This is a genomic window from Streptomyces physcomitrii (assembly GCF_012273655.1).
Lineage (GTDB): Bacteria > Actinomycetota > Actinomycetes > Streptomycetales > Streptomycetaceae > Streptomyces > Streptomyces physcomitrii.
The window spans coordinates 75,313-100,144 of the sequence record NZ_JAAWWP010000022.1 but is presented as its reverse complement, the minus strand read 5'-3'; the positions used below and the strand labels follow the sequence as shown (position 1 = coordinate 100,144).

Genomic DNA, 24,832 nt, shown 5'->3' with positions numbered 1-24,832 from the left:
ACCGACTCAAGAACTCCCGCGCGGTCGCGACCCGTTACGACAAGCGGGCCTACGTCTTCCACGGCACCGTCACCGCCGCGGCCATTCGACTTTGGCTCCGCCAGTGATCCGCCGGACAGCACCTAGCCCCCACCCGGCGGGACCCTCCCCGTCGCACCCCCTCTACGGTCACCCGCGACAGGCCGCAGGTACCGGCGGAAGCACCCGGCGGTACCGGTGAACTCGCCCTTCCCCTACGGAGGTTCACTCCCGTGACAGAGATCCGTTCGTCCCGTACCGGCACCCGTGCCCGGCGTTCCCTGGCGGCGGCCGTCCCGCTCGCTGTGGTCGTGGCGGCGCTCCTCGCGCCGGGCTCCGCCCAGGCCACCGGTACGCAGTCCGGCGCCGGGGGCCAGCGGGCCGCGCTGCCGTCCGAGGTGCTGGAGCTCGGCAACTGGAAGCTGACGCTGCCCATCGGTGAGGAGGAGGACCCCACCGAGATCTTCCAGCCGGAGCTCGACGACTACGTCAAGGACCCCTACTTCAAGGTCGCCGACTCCGGGGACGCGGTCCGCTTCCGCGCCCCGGTCAACGGGGTCACCACCGGGGGTTCGAGCAACCCCCGTACCGAGCTGCGCGAGATGGAGAGCGACGGCGAGGACGAGATCGAGTGGTCCTCGACCTCCGGCAGGCACACCCTGACCGTCCGGGAGGCCTTCACCCACCTCCCGGAGGACAAGCCGCACGTGGTCGGCGCCCAGATCCACGGCGGCGACGACGATGTCACCGCCCTGCGCCTGGAGGGCTCCAAGCTCTACGTCACCGAGGGGGACACCACCCACCACCATCTGATCACCGACGACTACGAGCTGGGCACGGTCTTCGAGTTCGGCTATGTCGTGGAGGACGGCGAGATCGAGGTGTACTACAACGGTGAGCTGGAGACCACCCTCGAATCCTCCGACTCCAGCAACTACTTCAAGGCGGGCGCCTACACCCAGGCCCGCTGCGAGAACTCCTCCCCGTGCAGCGAGGACAACTACGGCGAGGTCGAGATGCACGAGGTGAGCGTCACCCACGAGGACTGACGGTCCGGCACCGGCCCGCCCCCCCGCACCACCGGCTCCGCCCGCGATCCCCTCGCGGGCGGAGTTCTGCCGCCGCCACCGATTTCCCGTCTCGGCAGGCATGACGGCGCCGCTCAGGGGCACCCGGGCTCCGATGCCGAAAAGGCCGGCCTCAGCACCAGGGGGCGGCCGAGGAGAGAGGTCCCCATGTCTGCTGCACACGCCGAGGGCGACGGGCCGCCGGAGCGCGGTCGTGAGCCGCTGGCCGGGCCCGGCGCGGACGGGCAGCGGGACGGGCTGCCGGACGGGCACGACGCCGGGCTGCCGGACGCGCATGCCGCCGGGCGCCTGGACGGGCAGAAGCGCAGCGGCCGGAGCCCGCTGGGCCCTCCGCACAAGCGCCGCGGGGACCTCGGCGCCACCTTGAGGCGCACCCTGGCCGAGTTCCAGGAGGACAACCTCCCGGACTCCGCCGCCGCCCTGACCTACTACGCGGTGCTCTCCGTCTTCCCCGCGCTGATCGCGCTGGTGGCCCTCGTCAGCGTGGTCATGGATCCGGAGACCCTCGTCGAGAAGGCCACCGACCTCATCGCCAGGATCGGCCCCGACTCCGCGGTCGACACCTTCAAGGGCCCCCTCGACCAGCTCGCCGAGAGCCGCAGCACCGGCTCCGTCCTGCTGGTCGTCGGCCTCCTCTCCTCGCTGTGGACCGCCTCCGGCTACATCGGCGCCTTCATCCGCGCCGCCAACCGCATCTACGAGGTCGAGGAGGGCCGGTCCTTCTTCAAGCTCCGCCCGCTCCAGATGCTGGTGACGCTGGTCCTCGTCCTGCTCCAGGCCCTGGTGCTCCTCGCCCTGGTGGTCAGCGGGCCGCTCGCCGAGGAGGTCGGCTCGGCCGTCGGCGCGGGCGACGCCGCGGTGACGGTGTGGAACTGGGCGAAGTGGCCGGTGCTGCTTCTTGTCGTCGTGCTCATGTTCACCGTGCTCTACTACGCCGCGCCCAACGCCCGCCTGCGCGGCGTGAAGTCCGTGGTGCCGGGCGCCGTCCTGGCCCTCGTCCTGTGGCTCCTGGCCTCCGTGGGCTTCACCTTCTACGCCGCGTACTTCGGTACGTACAACAAGACCTACGGGGCGCTCGGCGGCGTCATCGTCTTCCTGGTCTGGCTGTGGATCACGAACCTGGCCGTCCTGCTCGGCGCCGAGTTCAACGCCGAGCGGGAGCGCAGCCGGGAGCTGGCCGAGGGCACCCCGGGCGCCGAACGCGAGATCCAGGTACCGGAACGCACCGCGCCGAAGCCCGAGAAGCGCTCCCGTACCGCCTGAGACCGCCACCGCTCCCGGGCCCGGAAACCGCCCGTCCGCCGCGGTTCCCTTCGCCCTGAACAGCTGCTTCTGGGGTGGTCCCTCACGAATACAGGGCCTTGTCCCGAACCGGATCGGCCGCCGCCCATCCGGTCTTGACCACGCTGTCCGGCACCCCCAAGATCTGCATGTGACCAGTGCGACGGAATCCCCCACTCCCCCCGGGGAGTTACCCGCGAACGACCGGCGGCCCGGCGGCCGGCCCCCGGCGCGGATCGCCAGCGGAACCTTCGGACCGGCGCCGCGCACCTCCCGAGGGGTGTCCCGCTACGCCGAGGCCCTGATCCCCCGGCAGCGGTCCCCCGAGACGGAGTCCGAGCCCTCGGGCTGAGGCGGCGGCCCCTGCCCCCGCCTCTCATGCCCGCGCACCCGCCCCCCACCGTGTGAACGAGCCGGGGCCGGGGACGGACGCGCCCTGCGGCCGGCCGGTCAGGAACCGTGTGCGCTCGTCGGCATGGAGCGGCCGAAGTAGGTGTACGGCTCCTTCGAGATCCCCGCGGTGGCCGCCGAGAAGCTGACCGCGCCCGAGGTCCCCACGCCATGCGCGGAGCCCCGCAGGCTCCACAGCGCCCCGTTGCTCGTGTTCTCCATGGGAGCGGCGGCGGCCAGGTCGGCGCGGCCGTCCCGGTCGGTGTCGGTCAGGCGCACGGCGGAACCGAAGCGGTCGTAGGGCTCGCCTGCGCCCGGGACGCCCGCGGTGTCCTGGTGCACGACCTGCGCCCCGGTGCCGGTGAGGCCCCCGGCCGAGCCGCGCAGCAGCACGACCTCGCCGGTGTTGGGTACCGTGCCGACGGTCTCGAACTCCACGCCGACGGCCGCGTCGTCGTAGCCGTCGCCGTCCACGTCACCCGCCGCGACCGCCTCACCGAAGGCGTCCTCGGGCTCGGTGACACCGGGGACCCCGGCGCTGTCCTGGGTGAGGGTCCGGCCCCCGGTGGGCCGCAGGCCCCCGGCGCCGCCCGGGTAGACGGTCACCTCGTTGTCGTCGGGGGAGCCGAGGAGCAGGTCGTCCCGCCCGTCGCCGTCGAAGTCGCCCGTCACGGCCGCGTGCGCCTCGTCCGGCAGGGCGGTGTACGCACCAAAGGCGCCCGGGTAGACGAGCGAAGCCCCGTCGTAGGTGCCGTCCTTGTCGTAGCGGCCGCCCACCACGAGATCGTCCCGGCCGTCCGCGTCGAAGTCCCCGACCGCGAGCGAGCGGTAGTACTCCGAACTGTCCGGTGCGATATCGGTCGTGAGCTCCCGGCGCCCCTCGGCTCCCGCCGCGGTGACGCCGTCGAAGATCCACACATCGTCACCGGCGGAGCCGACCGCGAGCTCGGGGTGCCCGTCGCCGTCGAAGTCGCCGACGGCCACGCGGCTGCCGTAGGCGTCGTGCGCCTCGGGAGCCGGGTCGGGCAGCGTCGTACCGCCGCCGATCCCGGACTTGGACCCCCACAGCACGGCGACGGTGCCGCCGTCCGCGTCCTCGCCGACCTTCTCGTGCGGGGTCCCGGCGACGACATCGGTGAAGCCGTCCCCGTTCAGGTCCCCGGTGGCGAGCGCCGAGCCGAACTGGTCGTCCTCCTCCGGGGCGCCGGGGACCCCGGGCGAGTCCTGGGTGACGATCTGTCTTCTGCCGGACGCGATCCCGCCGGAGCCGCCGGTGTGCACGACGACCGCCCCGGCCCCCCGGGCCCCGGCCACCGCGGCTTCGGAAGCGGTCACGAGGTCGCCGTAGCCGTCCCCGTTCACATCGCTCTGGCCGCGGGGAGCCGGGGCGGGGGCGGGCGCGGCGTGCGCGGGCAGCGCGGTGAGCAGCCCCGCGGCGAGGGTGACGGCGAGGACGGGGGCGGCGTGGTGGCGGTGGCGCATGGTTCCTTCTCGGTCGGTCGGCAGGCGGTCGCGGAGACGGGGGATGCTCGTCCCGCGGGGGCAAGACCCCTGTCCGGCCTGGGAGGTTGTACGAGGTGGGGGCCGATTCGGGTGAGGTGCTGCCGCGTGGGCCTGACCGGGCGCGCGGAAGGGCCGGTGCCGGTGGGGGAGTTGAGGCGGGTGCCGGTTCGGCGGAGGCGCCGGTGTCAGCGGCGCAGGCCCAGGGCCTCGCGGCCCGCGTAACGCGCCTGGGAGCCCAACTCCTCTTCGATGCGCACCAGTTGGTTGTACTTGGCGGTGCGGTCGGAGCGGGAGAGCGAGCCGGTCTTGATCTGGCCGCAGCCGGTGGCGACGGCCAGGTCGGCGATGGTGGTGTCCTCGGTCTCGCCGGAGCGGTGGGACATGACCACGGTGTAGCCGGCGCGGTGGGCGGTGGACACGGTGGCCAGGGTCTCCGTCAGGGTGCCGATCTGATTCACCTTCACCAGCACGGAGTTGGCGATGCCGTCGCGGATGCCCGCGCGCAGCAGGGTCTCGCTGGTGCAGAAGACGTCGTCGCCGGTGAGCTGGCAGCGCTCGCCCAGGCGGGCGGTGAGGGCCGCCCAGCCCTCGTGGTCGTCCTCGGCCATCGGGTCCTCCAGGGAGGCGACGGGATAGCGGTCGACCAGTCCGGCGAGGTGGTCGGCGTGCTCGGCGGGGGTGCGGCGGACGCCCTCGCCCCGGTAGTCGTAGACACCGTCGCGGAAGAACTCCGAGCCGGCCGGGTCCATCACGAGGGTGAGGTCGGTGCCGGGCTTGTAGCCGGAGCGCTCGATGGCGCGCACCACGTGCTCCAGGGCCTCGTCGGCGGTGCGCAGTTCGGGTGCGAAGCCGCCCTCGTCGCCGACGTTGACGTTGTGGCCCGCGTCGAGCAGGTCCCGGCGCAGGGTGTGGAAGACCTCCGAGCCCATGCGGACGGCCTCGGCGAAGTTCGCCGCGCCGATCGGGGCGATCATGAACTCCTGGAAGTCCAGCGGATTGTCGGCGTGCGCGCCGCCGTTGACGATGTTCATCATCGGTACCGGGAGCAGCCGGGCGTCGACCCCGCCGAGGTAGCGGTAGAGCGGCAGCCGGTGGGCCGCCGCGGCCGCCTTGGCGGTGGCCAGGGAGACACCGAGCAGGGCGTTGGCGCCGAGCCGCGCCTTGGTGTCCGTACCGTCCAGTTCGATCATGGTGTGGTCGACGGCGGCCTGGTCCTCCGCGTCGAGCCCGATCACGGCGTCCGCGATGCTCTCGTTCACCGCGTCCACGGCCCGCCGTACGCCCTTGCCGTGGAAGCGTGCCGCGTCGCCGTCGCGGAGTTCGACGGCCTCCCGCGCGCCGGTGGACGCGCCGGAGGGCACGGCCGCGCGGCCGAGTGAGCCGTCCCTGAGCTCCACGTCGACCTCCACGGTCGGGTTGCCCCGGCTGTCGATGATCTCCCGGGCGATGACGCGGCTGATGGCGGTCACGGTGCAACTCCCCACGCTGGGCCCGCCCGAGGGCAGGCGATAAGTTTCAGTGAGAAACATAGTGAGTCCCGAAAAGGAACTTACTATGGGGGCATGAGGATGCACAACGCCGACGAGAACTGCGGCATCGCCCAGTCCGCCCTGGTCCTGGGGGACTGGTGGAACGTCCTGGTGCTGCGCGAGATCGCCCGCGGGCGGGTCCGGTTCGACGCGCTCGCCGCCGAACTCGGCCTCTCCCGCAAGGTGCTCACCGAGCGGCTCGGCGGGCTCGTCGCCCAGGGGGTGCTGCGCCGGGGCCTCTACCAGCGGCGCCCGGTGCGCTACGAGTACCTGCTCACCGACGCCGGGGCCGCGCTGCTGCCGGTGCTGGCCGCGATGCAGGACTGGGGCGACCGGTGGGTGCTCGGCGACGGCGCACTCACCGCGACCGCGGCCGGGGACGGCGCCGAACGGGCGCGCGTGCACGCCCTGGTCGGCACCCGCCTGCCCGAGGGACTCCACCTCCCCGGCAGCCGGGGCCCGGAGCTGCCCCTGCTCGACCCGGACGCCGCCGCCACCGTGCTGTTCACCTACCCCGGCACCGGCGTCGACTGGGGTGAGCCGCCGATACCCGGCGCCGTCGGCTGCACGGCGCAGACCCGGCTCTTTCGCGAGGCCTGGCCCGACGTCCGGCGGGCGGGCCTGGCCCTGCGCGGCATCAGCACCCAACTACCCCACGAACAGGCGGAGTTCGCCCGCGCCGAGCAGCTCCCGTACCCGCTGCTCTCCGACGCCGGCCACCGCTGGGCGACGGCGCTGCGGCTGCCGATGTTCCAGGGCGCGGGCCGTCTGCGCCACAAGCGCCTGGTCCTGGTCGCCGACGCCGAACGGACCGTACGCCACGTCCTGTTCCCGGTCGACGACATCCCCCAGGCGGTCGGCGAGAGCCTGCGCCTGGCCGTGGACTGCGTCCCGACCGAGTGAGCGGGACCGGCCGCGGCAACCCGCTCGATCCACCTCGACCGACTTCCGTACATCCCGGTGAAGGAGACCGTGCCCCATGAAAGACGACCCGACCGCCCCCGCCCGGACCGGCCACCACCCCGCCGCGCAGGACGCCGCGGAGAAGCCCCCCGCGGTACGTGACTGGCTGCGCGGCCTGCCGGTGTTCGCGGGACCGCCCGCCGACTTCGACCCCTCCCGGGCCCCGGCCGATCCCGTCGAGCTGTTCCTCGGGTGGCTGCGGGAGGCGGTCGCCGCGGGGGTGCCGGAGGCGCACGCGATGACGCTGTCGACGGTCGGCGAGGACGGCGGCCCGGACGCCCGGGTGCTCATCCTCAAGAACGTGGACGCCGAGGGCTGGCAGTTCGCCGCCCACGCCCACAGCCCCAAGGGCCGCCAGCTGGCCGAGCACCCTCGCGCGGCGCTCACCTTCTACTGGCCGCAACGGGCCCGCCAGGTACGGGTGCGCGGCACGGTCGCGCCCGCCTCCGCCGAGCAGAGCGCCGCCGATCTGCTCGCCCGCGCGCCCTCGGCCCGCGCCGAAGCGCTCCTGGGCCGCCAGAGCGAGCACCTGGAGAGCGCCGGGGAACGCGAGGGCGCCTTCCGCGCGGCGCTGGCCCGCATCGAGGCGGACCCCGCCCTGGTCAGCCCCGAGTGGACGCTGCACACCCTCGTCCCGGCCCGGATCGAGTTCTGGCAGGCGGCCGAGGACCGCCTCCACAAGCGCCTGCGCTACGAACGCCCCGACCGCCACCACCCCTGGGAACGCCACCTGCTGTGGCCGTAGCCCGCCAGGGTGAACTGCCCCTCTTCCCGGCGCAGTTGTCCGTTCAGCGGCGGCCCTCCCAGAGGGCACGCTCCGCGCCGCGCGGGTCGTGGACGAGCTCCGGCGCGGTGTCGAAGCGCATCACCGGGCGGGTGGCGGTGTCGTAGGGCGCCCAGCCCGGGTCGCCGGTGGTGGCGAAGGAGACCCAGGCGCGGTGCATGGCCTCGGCGAGCTGCCCCGGCGGCTCGGTGCCGAGGATCCCGGCGAAGGAGCCCTCCTGGAGATTGTCGAAGACGAAGGGGATCTCGGCGGCGTGGCAGGCGCCCAGGCGGCCGCCGTAGGTCGGGGGCCGCCAGGCGAACTCGTACAGGTGGGCCGAGGCGGCCCGGTGCGCGGTGCGGGCCTCGGCGAGGCGGACGGCGGGGATCCGGTAGAACCAGTCGGTGGCGACCGCGGCGAGGAGTTCGCCGGGGGTGGCACCGGGGCGGGCGGCGCGGTAGACGGCCAGGGCCTCTTCGGGGTCGAGGCCGTAGGCGGCGGTGGCGCGGTGCAGGGCGGCGTCGGTGACCTGGTCGAGGACGCCGTTCGGGGTGAGGAAGAGGCGGAACTCGTCGCTGTTGGAGCCGAGCAGGAGGTCCACCCCGGCACCGGCGCCCGCGGCGATCGCGGCATGCGGCGCGGTGGGGAGCAGTGCGCCGTCGACGACCGGTTCGAAGGGCATGAGGTTGAGCGCCGCCTCGCCCCAGCGCTCCGGGTCGGCCACGGTCAGGCCCCGCAACTCCCTTTGCGCCAGCACGAGTTCACCGGTCGGTACGGCCGCGAGCGCCTGCCGGGTGGGCTCCACCCCGAGGAGTTCGGCCAGGTGCCGGCCGAGGCGGTGGGCGGTGTCCGGGGTGAGCACATGGTGGGCGGCGCCGCTCTGCAGGACCGCCCGGTGGAAGAGACCGGCGGCGCGCTCCGTCGCCAGCAGCGCGCCGATGCTCATGGCACCGGCGGACTCCCCGAAGACGGTGACCTGGCCCGGGTCCCCGCCGAAGGCGGCGATGTTCCCGGCCACCCACTCCAGGGCGGCGATCTGGTCCAGGAGCCCGAGGTTGGGGCTCGCCCCGTCCCCGAGGTACAGGAAACCGTCCGCGCCCAGACGGTAGTTGAGGGTGACCAGGACGACCCCGTGGAGCGCGAAGCGGGTGCCGTCGTAGACGGGTGCCGACCCGGAGCCGTTGACGAAGCCGCCGCCGTGCACCCACACCATCACCGGCAGCCGCCCACCGGTGTCCGGGGTCCAGACATTGAGGTTCAGGAAGTCGTCACCGGGGATGTCGACCTCGGGCAGCAGCGCGTCCAGGGGCGGCGCGTACGGGGCCTTCGGCGCGGTCGGCCCGTAGGCCCCCGCCTCTCGTACGCCGCCCCACCGGGCGGGCGGCTCCGGCGGCCGGAAGCGGAGGGCGCCGACCGGGGGCGCCGCGTAGGGGATCCCCTTGAAGGCGGCGACCTCCCCCTCGGCCAGGGTCCCGCGCACGGAGCCGTACGCGGTGCTGACGACCGGCTGCTGTGTCATCGCGTCCCGTTCCTCCTTCTCGTCTGGTCGTGTTGCTCGCTGCTCGCTGCTCTGGTGGTGCCTCTCGTTGAGGGTGAGCAGGAGGTAGAGGAACCGTTCGAGAACGTACTCGACCAAGACCTCGTCCGTGGACCGGCTGGTGCGGCGCGCCAGGTTGCGCAGGTCGTCGCGGACGCGGCCGGCGGTGGTGTCGCGGGTGGGGCCGGCCATCGGGCGAGCACCGCCGCCACGGCGGGGCGGGCGACGGAGAGGGCGTCCGACTCGCGTGCGAGGTGCTGGAGTTCGCCGACCCCGCCGCGTCCGCTTCGGCGCAGACGGCGGCGTGGGGGAGAGGGCGGGCAGCCGCTGTTCCAAGGTCGAAAGCCCCTTCCCGGGAGATCTCCCAGGGACTTTCCGCCGCGTGGGCAGGGAAGGCCCTGACAGCGCCAAAAGGTACGTGTGCGCCGGTCAGGGCCGATCGCCTAGCACTCGATGATGTTCACCGCGAGCCCGCCCCGCGCCGTCTCCTTGTACTTGACGGACATGTCGGCGCCGGTGTCCTTCATGGTCTTGATCACCTTGTCGAGGGAGACGAGGTGGCTGCCGTCGCCGCGCATGGACATCTTGGCGGCGGTGACGGCCTTCACCGCGGCCATGCCGTTGCGCTCGATGCAGGGGATCTGGACCAGGCCGCCCACCGGGTCGCAGGTCAGGCCGAGGTTGTGCTCCATGCCGATCTCGGCGGCGTTCTCCACCTGACCGGGGCTGCCGCCGAGGACCTCGGCGAGGGCGCCCGCGGCCATCGAGCAGGCGGAGCCGACCTCGCCCTGGCAGCCGACCTCGGCGCCGGAGATGGAGGCGTTCTCCTTGAAGAGCATGCCGATGGCGCCCGCGGCGAGCAGGAAGCGCACCACCCCGTCCTCGTCGGCGCTGGGCACGAAGTTCACGTAGTAGTGCAGGACTGCGGGGATGATCCCGGCGGCGCCGTTGGTGGGAGCGGTCACCACCCGGCCCCCGGCGGCGTTCTCCTCGTTGACGGCCATCGCGTAGAGGGTGATCCACTCCATGGCGTGCGCCAGCGGGTCGCCCTCGGCGCGCAGCTGGCGGGCCGAGGTGGCGGCGCGGCGGCGGACCTTGAGGCCGCCCGGGAGCAGGCCCTCCTGGGACATGCCGCGCGCGACGCAGGCGCGCATGACCTCCCAGATCTCCAGGAGCCCGGCGCGGATCTCGTCCTCGCCGCGCCAGGCCTTCTCGTTCTCCAGCATCAGCGAGGAGATGGACAGACCGGTCTCGCGGGAGAGCCGGAGCAGTTCGTCGCCGGTCCGGAAGGGGTACGTCAGCGGGGTGTCGTCGAGCTTGATGCGGTCGGCGCCGACGGCCTCCTCGTCCACGACGAAGCCGCCGCCGACCGAGTAGTACGTCTTCTCCAGGAGGACGCCGCCCTCGGTGTCGCGGGCCCACAGCGTCATGCCGTTGGCGTGGAAGGGCAGGGCCTTGCGGCGGTGCAGCTTCAGGTCGCCGTCGAAGCTGAAGTCGATCTCGTGGGCGCCGAGCAGGTTGATCCGCCCGGTGGATTTGATCGACTCCACCCGGGCGTCCGCCTTCTCGACGTCCACGGTGCGCGGGGACTCGCCCTCCAGGCCGAGGAGTACCGCCTTGGGGGTGCCGTGGCCGTGGCCGGTGGCGCCGAGGGAGCCGTACAGCTCCGCGCGGACCGCGGTGGTGTGGGCGAGCAGGCCCTCGTTCTTCAGGCGGGCGGCGAACATCCGTGCCGCGCGCATCGGGCCGACCGTGTGGGAGCTGGACGGGCCGATGCCGATCGAGAACAGGTCGAAGACCGAGATGGCCACGGGGGACTCCTCCTGGGTGGCGGACGCCGTTGTCCGTCGCGTGGGGTGCGTGCAGAGGTGGTGCGTGCGGGTCGTGCGGGCCCGGGTCGGCCGGCAGGGGTGGTGGAACGGGCCGGCCGGGGGCGTCCGGGTGCCGCCGGGTGGGCGGCACCCGGACAATCGTACGTTCCGTACGTACTACGTCAGAACGGACTGCTTGTCCTTCCGGGGCGGGGCCCCGGGCGGGCAGCCTACTTCAGGCCCGGGTAGAGCGGGTGCTTCGCGGCCAGGGCGGTGACCCGGGCGGCGAGGGCGTCCTTGTCGAAGGTGGGCTTGAGCACCTCGGCGATGATGTCGGCGACCTCGGCGAAGTCCTCCTCGGCGAAGCCGCGGGTGGCCAGGGCCGGGGTGCCGATGCGCAGGCCGGAGGTGACCATCGGCGGGCGCGGGTCGTTCGGGACGGCGTTGCGGTTGACCGTGATGCCGACCTCGTGGAGGCGGTCCTCGGCCTGCTGGCCGTCCAGCTCGCTGTCGCGCAGGTCGACCAGGACCAGGTGGACGTCGGTGCCGCCGGACAGCACCGAGACCCCGGCCTCGCGGACGTCCTCGGCGACCAGGCGCTCGGCGATGATCCGGGAACCGGCCAGGGTGCGCTCCTGGCGCTCCTTGAAGTCCGCCGAGGCAGCGACCTTGAAGGAGACCGCCTTGGCGGCGATCACATGCTCCAGGGGGCCGCCCTGCTGACCCGGGAAGACCGCCGAGTTGATCTTCTTGGCCAGCTCGGCAGTGGAGAGGATCACCCCGCCGCGGGGTCCGCCGAGGGTCTTGTGCGTGGTGGTGGTCACGATGTGGGCGTGCGGCACCGGGTTGGGGTGCAGCCCGGCCGCCACCAGGCCCGCGAAGTGGGCCATGTCGACCATCAGATAGGCGCCGACCTCGTCCGCGATCCGGCGGAAGGCGGCGAAGTCCAGCTGCCGCGGGTACGCGGACCAGCCCGCCACGATCAGCTTCGGCTTGGACTCCTTGGCGAGGCGCTCGACCTCGGCCATGTCGACCTGGCCGGTCTTGTCGTCCACGTGGTAGGCGACGACGTTGTAGAGCTTGCCGGAGAAGTTGATCTTCATGCCGTGGGTCAGGTGACCGCCGTGGGCCAGGTTCAGGCCCATGATCGTGTCGCCCGGCTTCAGCAGCGCGAACATCGCGGCGGCGTTGGCCTGCGCGCCCGAGTGGGGCTGCACATTGGCGTGCTCGGCGCCGAACAGCTCCTTGACGCGGTCGATCGCGATCTGCTCGACCACGTCGACGTGCTCGCAGCCGCCGTAGTAGCGGCGGCCGGGGTAGCCCTCGGCGTACTTGTTGGTGAGGACCGAGCCCTGCGCCTCCATCACGGCGACGGGGGCGAAGTTCTCCGAGGCGATCATCTCCAGGGTGGACTGCTGGCGGTCCAGCTCGGCGTCGACGGCGGCGGCGACATCCGGGTCGAGTTCGTGCAGAGGGGTGTTGAGAAGCGACATCACGGCTCCCTGTCGGACGGGCTCAGTTATCGGACGAGCCGGAGAAGGCGGCGTACTCCTCGGCGGAGAGCAGGTCGCCCGGCTCCTCGCCGACGCGCACCTTGAACAGCCAGCCGCCCTCGAAGGGCTGGGTGTTGACGAGGCCCGGGTCGTTCACGACGTCCTCGTTGATCTCGGTCACCTCGCCCGTCACGGGGGAGTAGAGGTCGCTGACCGACTTGGTGGACTCCAGCTCACCACAGGTCTCACCGGCCGTGACGCTGTCGCCGACCTCCGGGAGCTGGGCGTAGACGACGTCGCCGAGCGCGTTCGCCGCGAACTCGGTGATACCGATCGTCGAGACGCCGTCCTCGGCCGCCGAGAGCCACTCGTGCTCCTTGCTGTAACGCAGCTGCTGGGGGTTGCTCATGACCTGAATTCTCCTGTACGCGGGGCGGTGCTGAGGAACGGATGGTCTTGCGATGCGAGACGGGGGCAGGGACGTACGTCACGTCCGCGCGCCCGGGCGGACCCGCCGTGGCCGAAAACGCGCGGCCGGCGGGCCTGCTGCCAGGGAACTACTTCTGCCGCTTGTAGAAGGGGAGCGCCACGACCTCGTACGGTTCGTGGCTGCCCCGGATGTCCACGCCCACACCGGGGGTGCCCGGCTCGGCGTGCGCGGCGTCGACGTAGGCCATGGCGATCGGCTTGCCCAGCGTCGGGGAGGGCGCGCCGGAGGTGACCTCGCCGATCACCTTGCCGTCCGCGACCACGGGGTATCCGGCACGCGGGACCCGGCGGCCCTCGGCGATCAGGCCGACCAGGCGGCGCGGCGGGTCCTGCTCGGCGCGCCCGGCGGCGGCGAGCAGGGACTCGCGGCCGACGAAGGGCACCTCGCCGGACTTCTTCTCGAACTTCACGACCCGGCCGAGACCGGCGTCGAAGGGGGTGAGCGCGGTGCTCAGCTCGTGCCCGTACAGCGGCATGCCCGCCTCCAGGCGCAGGGTGTCCCGGCAGGAGAGGCCGCAGGGGACGAGGCCCTTGTCCGCGCCCGCCTCGGTCAGCGCCTGCCAGAGCTTCTCGGCGTGCTGCGGTTCGGTGAACAGCTCGAAGCCGTCCTCGCCGGTGTAGCCGGTGCGGGCGATCAGGGCGGGGACCCCGGCGACGGTGCCGGGCAGGCCCGCGTAGTACTTGAGGCCGTCCAGGTCGGCGTCGGTCAGCGAGGCGAGGATGCCGGGGGACTCGGGGCCCTGCACGGCGAGCAGGGCGTAGGCCTCGCGGTCGTCGCGGACCTCGGCGTCGAAGCCGGCGGCGCGCTCGGTGAGGGCGTCCAGGACGGTCTGAGCGTTGGAGGCGTTGGCGACGACCATGTACTCGCGCGGGCCCTCGCCGGAGTCCAGGCGGTAGACGATCAGGTCGTCGAGGATGCCGCCGTCCTCCCGGCAGATCATCGTGTAGCGGGCGCGGCCGGCGCCGACGCTGGAGATGTTGCCGACCAGGGCGAAGTCGAGCAGCTCGACGGCCTGGGGCCCGGTGACCGTGATCTCGCCCATGTGCGAGAGGTCGAAGAGTCCGGCCCGGGTCCGTACGGCCTGGTGCTCCTCGCGCTCGCTGGCGTACCGCAGCGGCATGTCCCAGCCCGCGAAGTCGGTCATCGTCGCGCCGAGCGCGCGGTGCACGGCGTCGAGGGCGGTGCGGCGGATGGTGGTGCTCATGCAGGCTCCAAGTCCGGGGACAGGTCGGCGAGGTAGGTCCTCCCCATCTGTCATCGGAACCTGAGAGGTTCGCCGGTAGCGGATCCCCGGGGGAATCCGGTCCGGCTTGCACCTTGGGTGGGGCGCGGCGCCCGAGGCTGCCGTGCCCGCTTTTCAGATGTGCCTCGCCCGCGCGGTATCTGGGCCTGAGAGATTCAAGGGAGGGACTTGCTCCTTCGGCGCCCCAGCTCGGCGGCTGAGGGCTCTCCCGCGCGGATTCAAGCGGCCTGTATGGAGTTGGCCCGGTCATCATTGCATGCCCGGCCCCCTGAGCGGCAGGTCCCCGGCTCCGCCCGATCCCGGTCCGAATCCCCTGGTCGTCCCATTACCTCCTCTTTACACTCCAGGGGAAGGAGTCCGTCTCGGGCTCAGGGAGGGCGGTCATGAGGGACAGGACCAGGGCGTACGCGGCGGCACCCGCCATCCCGCTGCCCGCACGCGCCGGGGCCCCGGCCGGGGAGCGGGCCAGGCCCGAACGCGCGGTGCGTTCGGTGCGCGATCTGCGCGGCCGGGGCGGGCGCACCCCCCGGGAGCTGGGCTTCGCCGAGGGGGACCTGGTCGTCGTCTCCGGGCTGCCCGGCAGCGGCAAGTCCACGCTGATGCGGCGGGTGGTGACCGGGCCGCGGGCCGACTCCCAGGAGACCCGCGAGCACTGGGCGGCCCGGCTGCCGGGGGTGCCGTACGCCCTCTACCGGCCGCTGGCCCGGCTCGACCACTACCGGGGGCTGCGCCGCGCGCTGCGCACCGGCCAGGGCCTGGTGGTGCACGACTGCGGCACCCAGGCCTGGGTGCGGCGCTGGCTCGCCCGGGAGGCCGCCCGCCGGGGCCGCGGGCTGCACCTGCTGCTGCTCGACGTCGACCCCGAGCGGGCGCTGGCCGGTCAGCGCACCCGCGGGCGGCGGGTCTCCCGGTACGCCTTCGCCCGGCACCGCAGGGCGGCCGCCCGGCTGATCTCCTCGGCCGCCGCGGGCACCCTGCCGGGCGGCTGCACCTCGGCCGTGCTCCTCGACCGCGAGGCGGCGGACCGGCTCACGGTGATCCGCCTGGGGTGAGCCCGGGCGGCCGAACACCCCTCGCCGGTACGGGAGTTGCCTGCCCGGGCCGCCGTCCGCGGCGGCCGCGCCGCGGTGACCGGCGCCGGCGCACCGCACAGGGTTGTGGACAGGAACCCCCGGCCGCGGCGCAGGCGTTAAGGTGCGAACCGAGACAAGCGGCTTTGATCATCAGGACGGAACAGATGGAGATACCGGCGGGTCCCCAGCCCCACCCGCACAGCGGCTGGCCGGGCAACGAGCTGGAGGAGGTGCTCGCCGCCTCCCTCGGCGTGCCCACCGCGGGCGGCCGGATCGTCGAGGTGCTCGGCCGCAGCCACCTGTGGGTGCCGCTGCCCTCCGGCGGCGGCCCCGGCAGCACCAGCCTCGACCTGCCCGCCCTGGAGATCGAGGGCCAGGCCTATGTACCGGTCTTCAGCTCCGAGCAGCAGCTGCGCGCGGTGGCGGGGGCGCACATGTCGTTCACCATCGCCCCCGCGGTGGAGTTCGCCCGCGGGCTGCCGCCGCAGATGGGCATCGCGGTGAACCCGGACGGCACGGTCGGCGTCCCGCTGCCGCCCGCCGCGGTGGCCGAGCTGTGCCGGGCCGGGCGCACCGAGCTGGACGGCCCCGCGCACGGCGGCCGGGTGCAGCTCTTCCAGCCGGACTGGCAGGAGGACCCGGTGGACTTCCTGTCCGCCGCGGCCACCGAGTTCGCGGCCACCGGCCTGGTGCGCAGCGCGCGCCGCTGCCTGGCCCGGGTCGAGGACGGCGAGCCGGTGCTTTTCGTCGGCGTCGAGGTGGACGGGCACCCGGAGCCCGCCCGGGACGTGCCGATGGACGCCCTCGGCCGGGCGCTCGGTCTGCACCCGGTGCCCTGGCCGGTGAACCTGGTCCTGCTCGACATCGCCCAGGACCCGGTGGCGGACTGGCTGCGGGAGTCGGTGCGGCCCTTCTACCAGCGGGACGCTTAGCGACCGGCCGCCCCGGGCGGTGGGCGGCCGGGACCTAAGCTGGTTACATGACCGGGGCAGGCGCGGCGGAGGGACTCCGCGCCACCGGTATCTCAACGGGTCACGAAGGGGCGGGTCAGGAGTGAGTGCGTCGGGCACGGCTGCGGTCGGGCAGGTCGAGCACGTGCTGCGCCAGGTGACACCGGGGCGCTACGAGGCGTACGAATCGCTGCTGCGCGCCCTCGCCGACCCGGCGGGCCAGGTGTGGATGCTGCTCTGGCACGGCCAGGCCGGTTCCCCCGACGCGCAGTACGGCAGCATGACGGTCGAGGGCTCCGAGTACGCGCCCTGCGTCACCTCGGGACAGGAACTCACCGCGAGCGGCTGGATGCGGGCGTACGAGATCGTCGGCGGCGCCGAGATCGCCCGCGCGCTCTTCCCCGACCGGCACGGGATCTGGCTCAACCCGCACGCCCCCGGCGGCGGGGTCGGCATCCCCTGGGCCGATCTGCGCCGGATCGCGGCCGGGCTCGACCGGCACCCGGCGGGACCGCTGCGGCTGAGCGAACCCGCCATCGACATCCCGCAGTTCTACGCCCTGCTCGGCCAGCACGCGCACCGCACCCCGGTGGTCCGCTCGCTGCGCCGGGCCTGGGTGCAGCCCGCGCTCGGCGCGCCCTATCTGGCCATCGGGCTCGACGTCTACGAGTCCTCGCCCGCCGCCGTCGAGGCGGTGCGCGCGATGATGCGCCAGTGCATCGGCGCGGTGCCCGAGGGGCTGCCGGTGTCCACGGTCGCGCTCTCGGACCCGCACGACCCGGTGGCGATGTGGCTGCGCGCCCACGCCCGCCCCTTCTTCGACCGCGAGCCGCAGGGCCCGGGCCCCCTCCAGCCGCCCCCGGCCACCGGCTACGGCTACCCGCCGCCGCACGCGGCGTTCTGACCGGGGGCGTCCGCGGCTCTCCGGGCGGAACCGGGTGCACGGGCCGGGGACATCTGGCCGGGGTCCGGAGCGGCCGGTCGCGCGAGCCGGGCCGGATGGCCGGGAACGCGCGTCCCCTTCACCCCCTGTTCACTCTTTCTTCCGCTTGTCCGCCGTTTCCTCCCCGCTGGTCACCTCTGGTGCGCATAACGGCGCTCTTCGGCGGCTTGGAAGCCGCTTGCCCCCAACTGCACCGCGTCCGAGGGTCGTTCCACTCTGTTCGGATAACGGAAATCCCCAGACAGCATCACGGTTAGGCATCCATTCACCGTGAGGCCTGGCACGTGATCCGGGGCACGCTGAAGACTCCCGCTCCAGGGGCTTTGCACCCTGAATGCGTACGACGGACTGATCACGCCGCCACCGCGGCAAGTGTGCGCCGGCCACCGCCGGTTGAGAGGGGTCCCTGCCACTATGACGGCGCCATTGCACGACACGACGGCGGAAATGGAACCGACCGCGCCTGTCGACCCGGCAGTCGCCGCCGACGCGAAGAAGGTGGAGGGCAGATCCCTCAAACAGATCGCCTGGCGCCGCCTCAAACAGGACAGGGTCGCCCTCGCGGGCGGTCTCACCATCGTCTTCCTCGTCCTGGTCGCGATATTCGCCCCGGTGATCGTCAGTCTTCTCGGCCACCCGCCGACCGAGTTCCACCAGGACCAGCTGGAAGAGCTGACCAACCTGCCCAAGGGCGATCTCGGCGGCGTCAGCGGGGACTTCCTCTTCGGCGTGGAGCCCAACACCGGCCGCGACATCTTCAGCCGGGTGGTCTACGGGGCCCGGATCTCGCTCCTCGTCGCGGTGCTCGCGGCCGTGGTCGCCGTCGTGCTCGGCACCCTCTTCGGCATCATCGCCGGCTACTTCGGCGGCTGGGTGGACTCGGTCATCAGCCGCGCGATGGACCTGCTGCTCTCCTTCCCGCAGCTGCTCTTCATCATCTCGCTGGTCTCGGTGCTCCCCGACGACCTGCTCGGGCTGACCGGTTCCGGGGTGCGCGTCGCCGTGCTCATCGGGGTCATCGGCTTCTTCGGCTGGCCCTATGTCGGCCGTATCGTGCGCGGCCAGACCCTCTCGCTGCGCGAGCGCGAGTACGTGGAGGCCGCGCGCAGCCTCGGCGGCGGCCGCCGCCACATCCTCTTCCGCGAACTGCTGCCGAACCTCGTGGCCCCGATCACCGTCTACGCGACCCTGATGATCCCCACGAACATCCTCACCGAGGCCGCCCTGAGCTTCCTCGGCGCGGGCGTGCGGCCGCCCACCGCCTCCTGGGGCGGCATGATGCGCGACGCGCTCGGGATGTACGAGCACGACCCGATGTTCATGGTCTTCCCCGGCCTCGCGATCTTCGTGACGGTACTGGCCTTCAACCTCTTCGGCGACGGGCTGCGCGACGCCCTGGATCCCAAGGGCTCCCGCTGACCCGCCCAACCCCCCAGCCACAGCAGTCAGGTGGTCCCCCATGGTTCTCAGGCAGCCCGGCCTCAGACCGCGAATCTCGGAGGATGCGAGAAAGATGTCCCACGGTTTCTCCAAGCGAAGGCTGACCGCAGGTGCGGCCCTCGTCGCAGCCGCGCTCGTCGGCACCGCCGCCTGCAGTGGCTCCAGCGACGACGACGAGCCCTCGGGCGGCAAGTACAACGCCGGCATCGGCAAGGTCGCCAACCCCTCGAAGGCCAAGGGCGGCACGCTCCGCTTCATCGGCAAGCAGGACTTCGACTCGACCGACCCGCAGCGTGCCTACTACGGCATGACCTGGGACTTCATGCGGTTCTACACGCGTACCCTGGTCACCTACGACACCAAGCCGGGCGCCGCCTCGAACAACCTCGTCCCGGACCTGGCCACCGAGAAGGCCAAGATCACGGACGGCGGCAAGACCTACTCGTACAAGCTGCGGGACGGTCTGACGTGGGAGGACGGCTCCAAGCTGACCTCCAAGGACATCAAGTACGGCATCTCCCGGGTCTGGGCCACCGACGTCATCACCGGCGGTCCGCAGTATCTGAAGAACGTGCTCGACCCCAAGGGCGAGTACAAGGGCCCGTACAAGGACAAGACCGCGGGCGGCCTCGGCCTGAAGGCGATCGAGACGCCGGACGACCAGACCATCGTCTTCAAGCTGCCCAAGCCCAACGGCGACTTCGAGCAGATGCTCGCGATGCCCTCCGGCGCCCCGGTGAAGGCGGCCAAGGACACCAAGTCGAAGTACACCCAGAAGCCGTTCTCCTCGGGCCCGTACAAGTTCGCCTCGTACGACTCCGGCAAGAACGCCACGCTGGTGCGCAACGAGAACTGGAAGAAGGAGTCCGACCCGATCCGTCCCGCGCTGCCGGACAAGATCACGGTCACCATCAACAAGAACGCCGAGGAGAACGACAAGCGCCTCATCGAGGGCGACTACGACATCGACCTCAACGGCACCGGCATGTCGGCCTCCGGCCGCACCACGGCGATCACGGACCACAAGTCCAGCGTCGACAACATGCCGACGGACTTCGTCCGCTACGTCGCGATCATCACGAAGGCCAAGCCCTTCGACAACCTGCACTGCCGCAAGGCGATCTTCTACGCCACGGACTTCGAGAGCCTGCAGAAGACCCGCGGCGGCCCGCTCGCGGCCGGCGACATCGCCAACAGCATCTGGCCCAAGGCGATCAAGGGCCACTCCGACTACGACCCGTACGGCGTCGTCGCCCGCAAGGGCAAGCCGGACACCGCCAAGGCCAAGTCCGAGCTGAAGGAGTGCGGCAAGCCCGGCGGCTTCTCCACCAAGGTCACCGCGCGCACCAACCAGCCCGGTGAGGTCGAGGCGGCCACCGCCCTGCAGGAGCAGCTGAAGGCCGTCGGCATCAAGCTCTCCGTCGACCCGCTGGACGGCGCCGAGGCCAGCAGCATCACCGGCTCGCCCACCGTCGTGAAGAAGCGCGGCTACGGCCTGACCATGAGCGGCTGGGGCCCGGACTTCCCGACCGGCCAGGGCTTCGGCCAGCCGCTGTGGGACAGCCGCTTCATCTCGGAGAACGGCAACTACAACGAGGCCCAGCTGAGCGACCCGAAGGTCGACAAGGCCTTCGACGACGCCATCGCCGAGACCGACCCGGTCAAGGCCGGCGAGATCTACCAGCAGATGAACAAGGAGATCCTCGACCAGGCGGTGTGGATGCCGTTCCTGTACGAGAAGAACATCTCCTGGCGCGGGGCGAACGCGACCAACGTGTACTCCTCCGCCGCGTACAGCGGCCGCTACGACTACGTCGCCCTCGGCGTGAAGAAGTAGCGGAACCCGTTCCCCCACCGTCGCCGTAACCGCCAGTCCGAAGGGCAGGTGATGGCCCGGGTGGCGGCCGGGATCCGTGATCCGGATCCCGGCCGCCACCAGGCCGCGCACAGTGCTTGCATATCTCATCCGGCGCCTGGGCGCCGTCCTCCTGATGGTGCTGGTCGTGCTCCTGACGACCTTCTCCATCTTCTTCCTGTTGCCGAAATGGGCCGGGCAGGACACCGCTGTGCTCTTCGCGGGCAAGGCGACCGGCGCCGAGCAGCTGGAGGGGATCCGCCAGAAGCTCGGCCTCGACGAGCCGGTCCTGGTCCAGTTCTGGGACTTCGTCAAGGGCATCCCGATGGGCCGGGACTACGCCAACGGCGGCGATGTGACGCGCTGCGACGCGCCCTGCTTCGGCTACTCCTTCCGTACCGAGGAGCCGGTCTGGGACACCCTCAAGGACGCCCTGCCGGTCACCGGCGCGCTGGCGGCCGGTGCCTGTGTGATGTGGCTGGTCGGCGGCGTCGCCATCGGCGTGCTCTCCGCGCTCCGCCGGGGCAGCGTCTGGGACCGCAGCGCCATGGTCGGCGCCCTGTCCGGCGTCTCGATGCCGATCTTCTTCACCGGCATGGTGATGATGGGGATCTTCGTGCACAGCCTCGGCTGGCTCAAGATCGACGACGACCTCTCCGGGGCCGACGGGATCGACATCTGGCTGCAGTCGCTGATCCTGCCCTGGATCGCCCTCGCCTTCCTCTACGCGGCGATGTACGCGCGGCTCACCAGAGCGACCATGCTCGAAGTGCTCGGCGAGGACTACATCCGCACCGCCCGGGCCAAGGGACTCGGCGAGCCCAGCGTGATCAGGAAGCACGCGCTGCGCTCCGCCATGACCCCGATCCTCACCGTCTTCGGCCTCGACCTCGGCGCCCTGCTCGGCGGCGCCGTCCTCACCGAGCAGACCTTCGGACTGAAGGGGCTCGGCTTCGAGGCGGTGGACGCCATCAGCAACAAGGACCTGCCGGTGATCCTCGGCGTCACGCTCATCGCGGCACTCGCGATCGCGGTGGCGAACCTCGTCGTGGACATCATGTACGCCGTGATCGACCCCCGCGTGAGGCTGTCATGACCCAACTCAGCAAGAGCGGCGCGGCAGTCGGCGAGCCGGGGACCCCGGACTCCCACGCGCCCACCGCCTTCCTCGAAGTACGCGACCTCAAGGTGCACTTCCCGACCGACGACGGCCTGGTGAAGTCCGTCGACGGGCTCAGCTTCACGCTGGAGAAGGGCAAGACCCTCGGCATCGTCGGCGAGTCCGGCTCCGGCAAGTCGGTGACCTCGCTCGGCATCATGGGGCTGCACACCACCGGGCAGTACGGGAAGCGAAAAGCCAGGCTGTCCGGCGAGATCTGGCTGGACGGCAAGGAACTGCTCACCGCGCGCCCCGAAGAGGTGCGCAAGCTGCGCGGCCGCGAGATGTCCATGATCTTCCAGGACCCGCTGTCCGCGCTGCACCCGTACTACTCGATCGGCAAGCAGATCGTGGAGGCCTACCGGGTCCACCACGACGTCGACAAGAAGACGGCCCGCCGCCGCGCGATCGAGATGCTCGACCGGGTCGGCATCCCGCAGCCCGACAAGCGCGTCGACAGCTACCCGCACGAGTTCTCCGGCGGGATGCGCCAGCGCGCGATGATCGCCATGTCGCTGGTGAACAACCCCGAACTGCTCATCGCCGACGAGCCGACGACCGCCCTCGACGTGACCGTCCAGGCGCAGATCCTCGACCTCATCCGCGATCTGCAGAAGGAGTTCGGCTCCGCCGTCATCGTCATCACCCACGACCTCGGCGTCGTCGCCGAACTGGCCGACGACCTCCTGGTGATGTACGGCGGCCGGTGCGTGGAGCGCGGCCCCGCCGAGAAGGTCTTCTACGAGCCCCGCCACCCCTACACCTGGGGCCTGCTCGGCTCGATGCCGCGCCTGGACCGGGACCAGACCGACCGGCTCATCCCGGTCAAGGGCTCGCCGCCGTCGCTCATCAACATCCCCTCCGGCTGCGCCTTCAACCCGCGCTGCCCGTACGCGGATCTGCCCAAGGACAACCTGACCCGCACCGTCCGCCCCGAGCTGACCGAGGTCGGCAGCGCGCACTGGGCCGCCTGCCATCTCTCGCCGGAGCAGCGGGAACAGATCTGGACCGAAGAGATTGCGCCCAAGCTGTGAGCGAGGACACGCCCGTGACGCGCGAGGAGAAACCCACCGCCGGCGCCCCGGAGCCCGAGGCCGCGGGCGGCACCGCCACCCTGACGAAGGACCCCGCGCCGGGTGAGACGCTGCTGAGGGTCAGGGGCCTGCAGAAGCACTTCCCGATCCGCAAGGGGCTGCTCCAGCGCCAGGTCGCCGCGGTGAAGGCGGTGGACGGACTCGACTTCGAGGTCCGCGCGGGGGAGACCCTCGGCGTGGTCGGCGAGTCCGGCTGCGGCAAGTCGACGATGGGCCGCCTGATCACCCGGCTGCTCGAACCGACCGCGGGCAGCGTCGAGTTCCAGGGCAAGGACATCACGCACCTGAACGTGCGCGGCATGCGCCCGCTGCGCCGCGATGTGCAGATGATCTTCCAGGACCCGTACTCCTCCCTCAACCCGCGCCACACCATCGGCACCATCGTAGGCGCGCCCTTCAAGCTCCAGGGCGTGAAGCCCGAGGGCGGGGTCAAGGCGGAGGTCCAGCGGCTGCTCTCGGTGGTGGGCCTCAACCCCGAGCACTACAACCGCTATCCGCACGAGTTCTCCGGCGGCCAGCGCCAGCGCATCGGCATCGCCCGCGCGCTCGCCCTCAACCCGAAGCTGGTGGTCGCCGACGAGCCGGTCTCCGCGCTCGACGTCTCCATCCAGGCCCAGGTCGTCAACCTCCTCGACGACCTGCAGAGCGAACTCGGCCTGACCTACGTGATCATCGCGCACGACCTCTCGGTGGTACGCCATGTCTCGGACCGGATCGCGGTGATGTACCTCGGCAAGATCGTCGAACTCGCCGACCGGCAGGCCCTGTACACGCAGCCGATGCACCCGTACACCAAGGCCCTGCTCTCCGCGGTCCCGATCCCGGACCCCAGGCGGCGCAACACCAAGAGCGAGCGCATCCTGCTCACCGGTGACGTGCCCTCGCCGATGTCCCCGCCCAGCGGCTGCCGCTTCCACACCCGCTGCTGGAAGGCCACGAAGATCTGCACCACCCAGGAGCCGCCGCTGCTCCAGCTCGGCCCGGGCCAGCAGGTCGCCTGCCACCACCCGGAGAACGCCGAGGACCAGGCACCCCAGGACACCGAACTGCTGCGCGCCGCCGTGGACGCCATCAGCGTGGTGACCGTGGGCGGCGGGCCGGTCGAGGAGGAGCCCGCGGGGGCTGCGTCCGCGGATCCCGTGTCCGCGGACTCCGTGTCCAAGGACTCCGTATCCGGGGACCGCGGGTCCCGGGATGCCGAGTCCGGGGCCCCGGTGTCCGAGGCTCCCGTGTCCGGGGACGCTGCCTCCGTGGACTCTCCGTCCGAGGACCCCGGAACCGGGTCCCGGCCCGGCACCGACAAGTAGCCCCCCGGGAGTTGTCGCCGGGGCGAGCCGGACGGAGGAGGGCGGCCCGCGGGTTCCCGCGCGCGGGACCGGTCCCACGCGGGCACCGCCCCCTCCGTCCGGCTTCGTCGTGCCCGCCTTGATCCGGCTTTGCCGTACCGGGCCGTCCAGGTATGAATAGCGCGTGGTCCAGGATCTGTACGCGCCCTCCCTCCAGCACGCGCTCGACGTCGCCGGAATCTTCGTCTTCGCCATCTCCGGCGCGCTGCTCGCGGTGCGCAAGAACTTCGACGTCTTCGGCATCGCCGTGCTCGCCGAGGTCACCGCGCTCGGCGGCGGCATCTTCCGCGACCTGATGATCGGCGCCGTACCGCCCGCGGCCTTCACCGACCTCGGCTACTTCCTGACCCCGCTGGTCGTCACGGTCCTGGTCTTCTTCCTCCACCCGGAGGTGGAGCGGCTCCAGCTCGGCGTGAACATCTTCGACGCCGCGGGCCTCGGCCTGTTCTGTGTGACGGGCGCGGTGAAGGCGTACGCCTACGGGCTCGGTCTGACCGCTTCCGCGGTGCTCGGCCTCGCCACCGCGGTGGGCGGCGGTGTGCTGCGCGATGTGCTCGCCAACGAGGTGCCCTCGCTGCTGCGCTGGGACCGGGACCTGTACGCGGTGCCCGCCGTGGTCGGCGCCACCCTGGTCGTCCTCTTCATCGACCACGGGATGCTCAACGGGGCCACCGCCACCCTCGCCGTGGTCACCGTCTTCATCCTCCGGCTGCTCGCCATGCGCTACCACTGGCGCGCCCCGCGGGCCTGGAACCGGCGCTCCGAGGTGGCCGAGCGGGAAGAGGGCTGAGTCCCCGGAGCGGCTGCGGTGAGCGGCCGCCCCCAGAGGAAAGCTACCGCTCAGTAATGATCTGTTGTACCGT

At 72.0% G+C, this 24,832-nt stretch carries 20 protein-coding genes, 1 pseudogene and 2 riboswitches; of the genes and pseudogenes, 14 read left to right on the top strand and 7 right to left on the bottom strand.

Annotated features, from left to right (window positions below; all coding sequences use genetic code 11):
• The 3 genes and pseudogenes from HFV08_RS27170 to HFV08_RS27160 all read left to right on the top strand — a co-directional run.
• Positions 1-107, top strand: a pseudogene (locus HFV08_RS27170) (IS5/IS1182 family transposase); the annotation flags it as partial.
• A gap of 144 nt (positions 108-251) precedes the next feature.
• Positions 252-1,067 (top strand): polysaccharide lyase family 7 protein, encoded by an 816-nt coding sequence (locus HFV08_RS27165; RefSeq protein WP_168543093.1) that lies wholly within the window; start codon positions 252-254, stop codon positions 1,065-1,067.
• Positions 1,068-1,253: 186 nt separating this feature from the next.
• Positions 1,254-2,369 carry a YihY/virulence factor BrkB family protein gene (locus tag HFV08_RS27160; protein ID WP_168543092.1) on the top strand — a complete coding sequence of 372 codons (1,116 nt, stop codon included), beginning with the start codon at positions 1,254-1,256 and terminating at the stop codon, positions 2,367-2,369.
• Between the two features lie 468 nt (positions 2,370-2,837).
• Here the strand turns inward: HFV08_RS27160 and HFV08_RS27155 are convergent, their stop codons facing one another.
• Together HFV08_RS27155 and eno are read right to left on the bottom strand one after the other, a co-directional pair.
• A complete protein-coding gene (locus HFV08_RS27155) occupies positions 2,838-4,259 on the bottom strand; it encodes an FG-GAP repeat domain-containing protein (RefSeq protein WP_168543091.1) in 1,422 nt (473 codons plus the stop codon).
• Between the two features lie 206 nt (positions 4,260-4,465).
• Complete coding sequence (gene eno / locus HFV08_RS27150) at positions 4,466-5,749, bottom strand: phosphopyruvate hydratase (protein WP_168543090.1); 1,284 nt, start codon at positions 5,747-5,749, stop codon at positions 4,466-4,468.
• Positions 5,750-5,842: 93 nt separating this feature from the next.
• On the opposite strand from eno, the gene HFV08_RS27145 reads away from it, so the two are divergent.
• Together HFV08_RS27145 and HFV08_RS27140 are read left to right on the top strand one after the other, a co-directional pair.
• Complete coding sequence (locus HFV08_RS27145) at positions 5,843-6,712, top strand: winged helix-turn-helix transcriptional regulator (protein WP_168543089.1); 870 nt, start codon at positions 5,843-5,845, stop codon at positions 6,710-6,712.
• A 76-nt stretch (positions 6,713-6,788) separates the two neighbouring features.
• Positions 6,789-7,517, top strand: coding sequence for a pyridoxine/pyridoxamine 5'-phosphate oxidase (locus tag HFV08_RS27140; RefSeq protein WP_168543088.1), 729 nt, complete (start codon positions 6,789-6,791; stop codon positions 7,515-7,517).
• A 43-nt stretch (positions 7,518-7,560) separates the two neighbouring features.
• Here HFV08_RS27140 and HFV08_RS27135 read toward each other — a convergent pair whose 3' ends face one another.
• The 5 genes from HFV08_RS27135 to gcvT form a co-directional block, all read right to left on the bottom strand.
• The gene (locus tag HFV08_RS27135; protein WP_246342106.1) at positions 7,561-9,264 is read right to left on the bottom strand and encodes a carboxylesterase/lipase family protein; all 1,704 of its coding nucleotides are present in this window, start codon (positions 9,262-9,264) and stop codon (positions 7,561-7,563) included.
• A gap of 251 nt (positions 9,265-9,515) precedes the next feature.
• Positions 9,516-10,883 carry an L-serine ammonia-lyase gene (locus tag HFV08_RS27125; RefSeq protein WP_168543087.1) on the bottom strand — a complete coding sequence of 456 codons (1,368 nt, stop codon included), beginning with the start codon at positions 10,881-10,883 and terminating at the stop codon, positions 9,516-9,518.
• Between the two features lie 230 nt (positions 10,884-11,113).
• Complete coding sequence (glyA, locus tag HFV08_RS27120) at positions 11,114-12,376, bottom strand: serine hydroxymethyltransferase (protein ID WP_168543086.1); 1,263 nt, start codon at positions 12,374-12,376, stop codon at positions 11,114-11,116.
• Between the two features lie 22 nt (positions 12,377-12,398).
• On the bottom strand, positions 12,399-12,785 hold the full coding sequence (gene gcvH, locus HFV08_RS27115; RefSeq protein WP_168543085.1) for a glycine cleavage system protein GcvH: 387 nt from the start codon (positions 12,783-12,785) through the stop codon (positions 12,399-12,401).
• 148 nt (positions 12,786-12,933) lie between these two features.
• The gene (gene gcvT, locus HFV08_RS27110) at positions 12,934-14,070 is read right to left on the bottom strand and encodes a glycine cleavage system aminomethyltransferase GcvT (RefSeq protein WP_168543084.1); all 1,137 of its coding nucleotides are present in this window, start codon (positions 14,068-14,070) and stop codon (positions 12,934-12,936) included.
• A gap of 37 nt (positions 14,071-14,107) precedes the next feature.
• Positions 14,108-14,233: riboswitch (glycine riboswitch) on the bottom strand.
• A riboswitch (glycine riboswitch) is annotated at positions 14,234-14,330 on the bottom strand. It lies immediately after the preceding riboswitch.
• A gap of 162 nt (positions 14,331-14,492) precedes the next feature.
• Between gcvT and HFV08_RS27105 the strand changes: the two genes are divergently transcribed.
• From HFV08_RS27105 to HFV08_RS27065, 9 genes are all read left to right on the top strand, one after another.
• Entirely contained in the window at positions 14,493-15,161 is a 669-nt protein-coding gene (locus HFV08_RS27105; RefSeq protein WP_168543083.1) for an AAA family ATPase, read from the top strand.
• Positions 15,162-15,346: 185 nt separating this feature from the next.
• Positions 15,347-16,114: an enhanced serine sensitivity protein SseB gene (locus HFV08_RS27100; RefSeq protein WP_168543082.1), complete on the top strand. Its 768-nt coding sequence runs from the start codon at positions 15,347-15,349 to the stop codon at positions 16,112-16,114.
• Between the two features lie 121 nt (positions 16,115-16,235).
• Positions 16,236-17,036, top strand: coding sequence for an enhanced serine sensitivity protein SseB C-terminal domain-containing protein (locus HFV08_RS27095; RefSeq protein WP_168543081.1), 801 nt, complete (start codon positions 16,236-16,238; stop codon positions 17,034-17,036).
• 453 nt (positions 17,037-17,489) lie between these two features.
• Complete coding sequence (locus HFV08_RS27090) at positions 17,490-18,494, top strand: ABC transporter permease (protein WP_168543080.1); 1,005 nt, start codon at positions 17,490-17,492, stop codon at positions 18,492-18,494.
• Between the two features lie 94 nt (positions 18,495-18,588).
• Positions 18,589-20,352 carry an ABC transporter substrate-binding protein gene (locus tag HFV08_RS27085; protein WP_168543079.1) on the top strand — a complete coding sequence of 588 codons (1,764 nt, stop codon included), beginning with the start codon at positions 18,589-18,591 and terminating at the stop codon, positions 20,350-20,352.
• A 112-nt stretch (positions 20,353-20,464) separates the two neighbouring features.
• Positions 20,465-21,466 carry an ABC transporter permease gene (locus HFV08_RS27080; protein ID WP_040256500.1) on the top strand — a complete coding sequence of 334 codons (1,002 nt, stop codon included), beginning with the start codon at positions 20,465-20,467 and terminating at the stop codon, positions 21,464-21,466.
• Positions 21,463-22,563: an ABC transporter ATP-binding protein gene (locus tag HFV08_RS27075; RefSeq protein ID WP_168543078.1), complete on the top strand. Its 1,101-nt coding sequence runs from the start codon at positions 21,463-21,465 to the stop codon at positions 22,561-22,563. Before HFV08_RS27080 ends, HFV08_RS27075 begins: the two co-directional genes overlap by 4 nt.
• Before the next feature lie 14 nt (positions 22,564-22,577).
• The gene (locus HFV08_RS27070; protein ID WP_312885845.1) at positions 22,578-23,930 is read left to right on the top strand and encodes an ABC transporter ATP-binding protein; all 1,353 of its coding nucleotides are present in this window, start codon (positions 22,578-22,580) and stop codon (positions 23,928-23,930) included.
• A 163-nt stretch (positions 23,931-24,093) separates the two neighbouring features.
• Positions 24,094-24,759 (top strand): trimeric intracellular cation channel family protein, encoded by a 666-nt coding sequence (locus HFV08_RS27065; protein WP_168543077.1) that lies wholly within the window; start codon positions 24,094-24,096, stop codon positions 24,757-24,759.
• The last annotated feature ends 73 nt before the right edge of the window (positions 24,760-24,832 follow it).

Excerpts from the sequence above, each read along its gene's own strand:
- HFV08_RS27160 (WP_168543092.1), top strand. The coding sequence starts at position 1,254 with ATGTCTGCTGCACACGCCGAGGGCGACGGGCCGCCGGAGCGCGGTCGT.
- HFV08_RS27155 (WP_168543091.1), bottom strand. The coding sequence starts at position 4,259 with ATGCGCCACCGCCACCACGCCGCCCCCGTCCTCGCCGTCACCCTCGCC.
- HFV08_RS27145 (WP_168543089.1), top strand. The coding sequence starts at position 5,843 with ATGAGGATGCACAACGCCGACGAGAACTGCGGCATCGCCCAGTCCGCC.
- HFV08_RS27140 (WP_168543088.1), top strand. The coding sequence starts at position 6,789 with ATGAAAGACGACCCGACCGCCCCCGCCCGGACCGGCCACCACCCCGCC.
- HFV08_RS27135 (WP_246342106.1), bottom strand. The coding sequence starts at position 9,264 with ATGGCCGGCCCCACCCGCGACACCACCGCCGGCCGCGTCCGCGACGAC.
- glyA (WP_168543086.1), bottom strand. The coding sequence starts at position 12,376 with ATGTCGCTTCTCAACACCCCTCTGCACGAACTCGACCCGGATGTCGCC.
- gcvH (WP_168543085.1), bottom strand. The coding sequence starts at position 12,785 with ATGAGCAACCCCCAGCAGCTGCGTTACAGCAAGGAGCACGAGTGGCTC.
- gcvT (WP_168543084.1), bottom strand. The coding sequence starts at position 14,070 with ATGAGCACCACCATCCGCCGCACCGCCCTCGACGCCGTGCACCGCGCG.
- HFV08_RS27105 (WP_168543083.1), top strand. The coding sequence starts at position 14,493 with ATGAGGGACAGGACCAGGGCGTACGCGGCGGCACCCGCCATCCCGCTG.
- HFV08_RS27100 (WP_168543082.1), top strand. The coding sequence starts at position 15,347 with ATGGAGATACCGGCGGGTCCCCAGCCCCACCCGCACAGCGGCTGGCCG.
- HFV08_RS27090 (WP_168543080.1), top strand. The coding sequence starts at position 17,490 with ATGACGGCGCCATTGCACGACACGACGGCGGAAATGGAACCGACCGCG.
- HFV08_RS27085 (WP_168543079.1), top strand. The coding sequence starts at position 18,589 with ATGTCCCACGGTTTCTCCAAGCGAAGGCTGACCGCAGGTGCGGCCCTC.
- HFV08_RS27075 (WP_168543078.1), top strand. The coding sequence starts at position 21,463 with ATGACCCAACTCAGCAAGAGCGGCGCGGCAGTCGGCGAGCCGGGGACC.